Below are 5,857 nucleotides of genomic sequence, written 5' to 3'. Positions count from 1 at the left end.
AAGCCGCCGCGGACCCTGCTGGGCCCCGGGGTGTCGCTCAGGCCGCGCAACGCTCCCGCTCCTCACGCTCCAGCGCGCGTGCGTCCAGGTCGCGGGCCTCCAGCTCCTCCCGGAGCCGGGCGAGCGCCCGGTGCAGCGTGCTCTTGACCGTACCGGCCGACATGCCCAGGGCCGCGGCCGTCTCTTCGGTGGACATCTGCTCCCAGTGTCGCAGGACGACAACACTGCGCTGTTTCGGAGCGAGAACTTTCATGATGTCCATAAGAAGCGCCCGGTCCGCGTGCTGTTCGGTCGCGTCGTCGACGCTCGCGTCCGGGAGCTGCTCGGTGGGGACCTCTTCGAGCTTGCGGGCCCGCCACCACTCGGTCCGCGTGTTGATCATGACGCGGCGCAGGTACGCGTCCGCGAGGCGCTTGTCCTCGATGGTCTCCCAGCGGCCGTACGTCCGTACCAGCGCGGTCTGCAGCAGGTCCTGGGCATCGACCGGGTCCGGCACCAGCCGGCGGGCGCTGCGCAGCAGCGCGTCCTGTCGGGTGCGGACGTACTCCTCGAATTCGAGCACCTCGCCCTGCGCCATGATCAACCGCCTCCATCCCCGTTTCCGGCCCGCCTGCTGCCGGTTGTCCTTTGCTGCGTCCCGCCGGTCTGCGGCACAGGAATGAAGCTACGGAGGGGTTGTCACGGCACTGTGCGGAGCAGCCTGCGGGGAGCGCTCGGCTGTCCGTCGGTTGTGTAACGGAAGTAGGTCTTGGGTAAGGGGGCGGGGTTTTTGGGGTGGGTATGGGGCGGTTTGGGCGTTGCTGGAGTGTTGCGGTGGCTGGGTGTGGGCTGTGATGTGGCCGGGGGTGGGGCGAGAGGCTGTGAATTGACCGTGTGTCAGGTGCGGGTTGCGGGGAGTTGGTACAAGCCGTTCTGGAGGGGTTCCACCAAGCCGTCCGCCACCAGGCCGTCCAGGGCTCTGGCCCGCTGTACCGGTTCGTGCCACACGCGGTCCAGTGCCGACTGTGGGACGGGGGTGCCGGGTGCCGCTTCGCGGAGTACGGCGAGGAGTTTGCCGCGTACCTGGCGGTCCGTGCCTGCGTAGGTCTGGGCGCGGCGGGCCGGGCCCTCGTGGTCCGGCTTGCCCGCTAGGTTCCAGGCGCACTGGGCGGTGATCGGGCAGCGGTGGCATGTTTCATTTTTTGCCGTGCAGACGAGTGCGCCCAGTTCCATGGAGGCTGCGGCCCAGCGGGCTGCGGTGTCGTCGTCCTGGGGGAGCAGGGCTCGGGCCAGTTTGCGTTCTGCGGCGGTGGTGGCGTTCGGGGGGTACTGGGTGCCGGTGACCGCGCGCGCGAAGACTCGGCGGACGTTGGTGTCCAGGACCGCGTGGCGTTGGCCGTAGGCGAAGGACGCGACTGCGGCTGCCGTGTACTCGCCGATGCCGGGGAGTGCGAGGAGCTGGGCGTGGTCCGTGGGGACGTCGCCGCCGTGGCGTTCCGTTATGGCGGTGGCGGCGCCGTGCAGGCGGAGGGCGCGGCGGGGGTAGCCGAGGCGGCCCCAGGCGCGGACGGCTTCGCCGGGGGCGTCCTGGGCGAGGTCGGCGGGGCGGGGCCAGCGGGCGAGCCACTGTTCGTATACGGGGAGGACTCGGTTGACCGGGGTCTGCTGGAGCATGAACTCGCTGACCATCACGGCCCAGGGGCCGGCGTCGGGGTGGCGCCAGGGGAGGTCGCGGGCGTTGTCTTCGAACCAGTTGATGACGGGAGCGTGGAGGTGCTCGCCGGTGGTGGAAGTGGTGGAAGTGGTGGACGTGGTGTGCGGGGGGTTCGTGGGCGCAGTCATGGCCGTTTGATCCTGCCATGTGCGGGCCCGTCGGCGGGTGCGGGTGCGTGGGTGGTTCGCCGGTTCGTCGTGGTGGGTCGGTGCCGCGTCGGGGGGTGTCCGTCCTCGGAACGGCGCGGAATCGGTGTCTCAAGAGAGTGGGGGTGTTGACGCGCCAACCGCTGCGGGCGGACACCCCCCGACACGTCACCTTCGCGCCGTACGCGGGTGGCGAGCCGTCGTTCAACTCCCTTGCCGGGATGATGATCCGGAAAAGTTGGGGCTGGGGCGGCGGGTGGGGCGAGGTAACTCCCCGTTGTCTCGTAAGGTTTGAGCCGTGGGATCTATGCGCAATCCGGTCGGGCCGCTTCCCTCCTCCATCTATTGGCGACGGAGGGTCCTCATGGTGTCCGTGGTCGCCCTGTTGGCGCTGCTGATCACCTGGATCGTCACGTCCGGTGGTGGGGGCAGTAAGAACGGTGCGGATGGGGCCAAGAACGGCCGGACTCCTGCGCCCACGATCACTGCCGGTCCGTCCGGTTCGGGGCCCGCGATCAGTCAACACCCCGGCGGTCGCGACGAGTCGAGCAGCGGCAGTAGTAGTGGTGGCAGTGGTAGTAGCGGTGGCGCGAGTGATGGCAGTAGTGGTGGCGGTAGTGGGTCTGGCTCCGGGGCGGGGGATGGTGGTTCCGGTGGTGGGGCCAACGGGGGGAGTAGTACGGGGACTACGGTTCCTGCTGATTCGACTCTGCCCAACTGCACTGCCAGTGCTGTGCAGTTGAGTCTGCGGAGTCTGCACAACTCTTACTCGCCGGGTCAGACGCCTACTTTTGTGCTGACCGCGAAGAACTCTTCCAGTAGTGACTGCAAGGTTGATCTCGGGCCCAAGAGTGCGGTGTTGACGATCACTGAGGCGGGGGGTGCCGCCGACTACTGGTCCTCCGCCGACTGCCCGAAGGGTTCCGGGAGTGTGTACTACCGGGTGTCCGCCGGGGGGAGTGTCACGTACACGCTGAAGTGGGATCGCAAGCCGAGTGCGCCCGAGTGTGCGACGCCTCCGGCCGGGTCGGCCGGTGTGGGGACCTATCTGGTGGAGGCGGCTGCTTCCGGGTTCGCCAAGGCGCAGACCTCGTTCGTCTTGGCGAGTGACTGACGGTCAGTTCCTAGACGTAGCGTTCCAGGATTGAGGATTCCGCCAGGCGGGAGAGGCCCTCTCGTACGCTTCTTGCCCTTGCCTCGCCTACGCCGTCGACTGTCTGGAGGTCGTCGACGCTTGCCGCCAGGAGCTTCTGGAGGCCGCCGAAGTGCTCTACCAGGCGGTCGATGATCGCGCCGGGGAGGCGCGGGACCTTGGCCAGGAGGCGGAAGCCTCGGGGGGAGACCGCCGAGTCGAGGGCCTCGGGGGAGCCGGTGTAGCCCAAGGCGCGGGCCACGGTGGGCAGTTCGAGGAGTTCGGCGTGGGAGAGGGCGTCGAGTTCCGCCAGTGCCTCGTCCACCGTGCGGGAGCGTTTGGCCGTGGGTTCGGGGACGTAGTCGCGCACTACCAGTTCGCGTTCCGGGTCCACGCCCGCGATCAGCTCTTCGAGTTGGAGGGAGAGGAGGCGGCCGTCCGTGCCCAGTTCGAGTACGTACTCCGCGATTTCGTTGGCGATCAGGCGGACCATTTCGAGGCGTTGGACCACCGCCGAGACGTCCCTGACTGTTACCAGGTCCTCGATCTCCAGGGCGGAGAGGGTTCCCGCCACTTCGTCCAGGCGGAGCTTGTAGCGCTCCAGGGTGGCCAGGGCCTGGTTGGCCCGGGACAGGATCGCCGCCGAGTCCTCCAGGACGCGGCGCTGGCCGTCCACGTAGAGGGCGATCAGGCGCATGGACTGGGAGACGGAGACCACTGGGAAGCCGACCTGTTTGCTCACCCGGTCCGCTGTGCGGTGGCGGGTGCCTGTTTCCTCTGTGGGGATCGTCGGGTCGGGGACCAGCTGGACGCCCGCTCTGAGGATCTTGGAGAGGTCGGACGACACCACGATGCCGCCGTCCAGCTTGCAGAGTTCGCGTAGGCGGGTGGCCGTGAACTCCACGTCCAGGATGAAACCGCCTGTGCACATGGCTTCGACGGTCTTGTCGGAGCCGAGCACGATGAGTCCGCCCGTGTTGCCGCGGAGAATTCGCTCCAGGCCGTCGCGCAGGGCCGTGCCGGGTGCCACGGCGCTCAGTGAGGCGCGCATCAGCCCTTCGGCACCGGAGCTCCCGCCGGACTTTCCGGGAGCTGACGCCCGGTCGTTGGCTGCCACTGCACTCCTCGGGTCGCAGGTTCTTCAGGCGCCGCCGTTTCGCACAGTTGGTTCGTACGGACGGGCGAGACCAGGGCAAAGTCTACCGGCGGTCTTCGTCGTCCCGTGGGGCCTCTCGTTTACGGGAGCGTGGAAGGACCCGGAGAGCGTCTCCTATGTCGGCGACTTCGAGGACCTTCATGCCGGGCGGGATCTTGCCCGGGTCGCTCGGAACCAGGGCGTGGGTGAAGCCCAGGCGGTGTGCTTCGGAGAGCCTGCGCTGGACGCCCGTGACCCGTCTGACCTCGCCCGCGAGGCCCACCTCGCCGATCGCGACCAGGTTCTTGGGGAGGGGGGTGTCGCTTGCCGCGGAGGCCAGGGCGAGGGCGATGGCCAGGTCTGCCGCCGGTTCGGAGAGTTTTACTCCGCCTACGGTCGCGGAGTAGATGTCCCGCTTGCCCAGGGCGCTGATTCTTCCGCGTTGCTCCAGGACCGCGAGCATCATCGAGACGCGGGATGTCTCCAGGCCTGAAGTGGTGCGCCTGGGGGAGGGGATCTGGGAGTCGACCGTGAGCGCCTGGACTTCGGCCACCAAGGGGCGGCGGCCTTCCAGGGTGACGGTGAGACAGGTGCCGGGGACCGGTTCCGCGCGGCGGGTCAGGAACAGGCCGCTCGGGTCGGCCAGGCCCGTGATGCCCTCGTCGTGCAGCTCGAAGCAGCCGACCTCGTCCGTCGTGCCGTAGCGGTTCTTGACGCCCCGTACGAGGCGCAGGCGGGCGTGGCGGTCGCCCTCGAAGGACAGGACCACGTCCACGAGGTGTTCCAGGAGGCGGGGGCCCGCGATCGCGCCGTCCTTGGTGACATGGCCCACGAGGAGTGTGGACATGCCGCGTTCCTTGGAGGCGCGGATCAGGGCGCCGGCGACCTCGCGGACCTGGGCCATGCCGCCGGGGGCGCCGTCGATCTCCGGGGAGGCCACCGTCTGGACGGAGTCCAGGATGAGGAGGGCGGGCTTCACCGCGTCCAAGTGGCCCAGGATCGTGGCCAGATCGGTCTCGGCGGCGAGGTAGAGGTTGTCGTCGATCGCCTTGATGCGGTCTGCGCGCAGGCGGACCTGGCTCGCCGACTCCTCGCCTGTGACGTAGAGCGTGCGGTGCTCGTCGCTCGCCGCCTTGGCCGCCACGTCCAGGAGGAGGGTTGACTTTCCTACGCCCGGTTCGCCCGCGACGAGCACGACCGCTCCGGGGACCAGGCCGCCGCCGAGCACCCGGTCCAGCTCGGGCACACCGGTCGAGCGGGCGGTGGCCTGGCGGCCGTCGACCTGGCCGATGGGCACCGCGGAGGTGGTGACGCGGCCCGGTGCCGTCGTACGGACGGCGGGCGCGCCGTACTCCTCGACCGTCCCCCATGCCTGGCACTCGGAGCAGCGGCCGAGCCACTTGGCCGTCTGCCAGCCGCACTCGGTGCAGCGGTAGGACGGACGGTCCTTGGTGGTCTTCGTACGGGCAGCCATGCGTGAACCGTAACCGGCGGGACTGACAACGCGGTCGGGGGATGGAGGGGTGTGGTTCGGTATCCGGCCAACGGAGTCGGGATCGAGCCACGGGAGCGGGGGTTGCTGTCCCCTATTGAGGGATCGTTTCACCCGTACGGATTAAAAGAGCTCAAGGGGGCGGAAGGGGGTATCGCCCGCCGCCTACGGTCGCACGGGTGATGAGCAGCAGCCCGGAGACCTCGACCCGCACCACCGGCGCGCACCGGGCGCACCGGGAGGCGCGCGACCGCGCTGC

The 5,857-nt window shown here is 69.1% G+C and carries 5 protein-coding genes; 1 reads left to right on the top strand and 4 read right to left on the bottom strand.

Translation table 11 applies throughout. The annotated features are described in order from the left end of the window. Positions 1-37: 37 nt before the first annotated feature. Both R6V09_RS43955 and R6V09_RS43950 read right to left on the bottom strand, forming a co-directional pair. Entirely contained in the window at positions 38-577 is a 540-nt protein-coding gene (locus R6V09_RS43955) for a SigE family RNA polymerase sigma factor (RefSeq protein ID WP_019064956.1), read from the bottom strand. Between the two features lie 299 nt (positions 578-876). Continuing rightward, positions 877-1,821: an A/G-specific adenine glycosylase gene (locus R6V09_RS43950; protein ID WP_317887089.1), complete on the bottom strand. Its 945-nt coding sequence runs from the start codon at positions 1,819-1,821 to the stop codon at positions 877-879. A 316-nt stretch (positions 1,822-2,137) separates the two neighbouring features. Between R6V09_RS43950 and R6V09_RS43945 the strand changes: the two genes are divergently transcribed. Next, positions 2,138-2,953, top strand: a complete 816-nt coding sequence (locus R6V09_RS43945) for a hypothetical protein (protein ID WP_317887088.1) — start codon at positions 2,138-2,140, stop codon at positions 2,951-2,953. A 10-nt stretch (positions 2,954-2,963) separates the two neighbouring features. Here R6V09_RS43945 and disA read toward each other — a convergent pair whose 3' ends face one another. Both disA and radA read right to left on the bottom strand, forming a co-directional pair. Then, a complete protein-coding gene (disA, locus tag R6V09_RS43940) occupies positions 2,964-4,088 on the bottom strand; it encodes a DNA integrity scanning diadenylate cyclase DisA (protein WP_317887087.1) in 1,125 nt (374 codons plus the stop codon). A gap of 82 nt (positions 4,089-4,170) precedes the next feature. Beyond that, positions 4,171-5,580 (bottom strand): DNA repair protein RadA, encoded by a 1,410-nt coding sequence (gene radA, locus R6V09_RS43935; protein WP_317887086.1) that lies wholly within the window; start codon positions 5,578-5,580, stop codon positions 4,171-4,173. Between the last annotated feature and the right edge of the window lie 277 nt (positions 5,581-5,857).

Source organism: Streptomyces sp. W16, assembly GCF_033194735.1.
In the GTDB taxonomy this organism is placed as follows: domain Bacteria; phylum Actinomycetota; class Actinomycetes; order Streptomycetales; family Streptomycetaceae; genus Streptomyces.
Note: the sequence above shows the minus strand (reverse complement) of the source record. Positions and strands in the feature narration are given on the sequence as shown.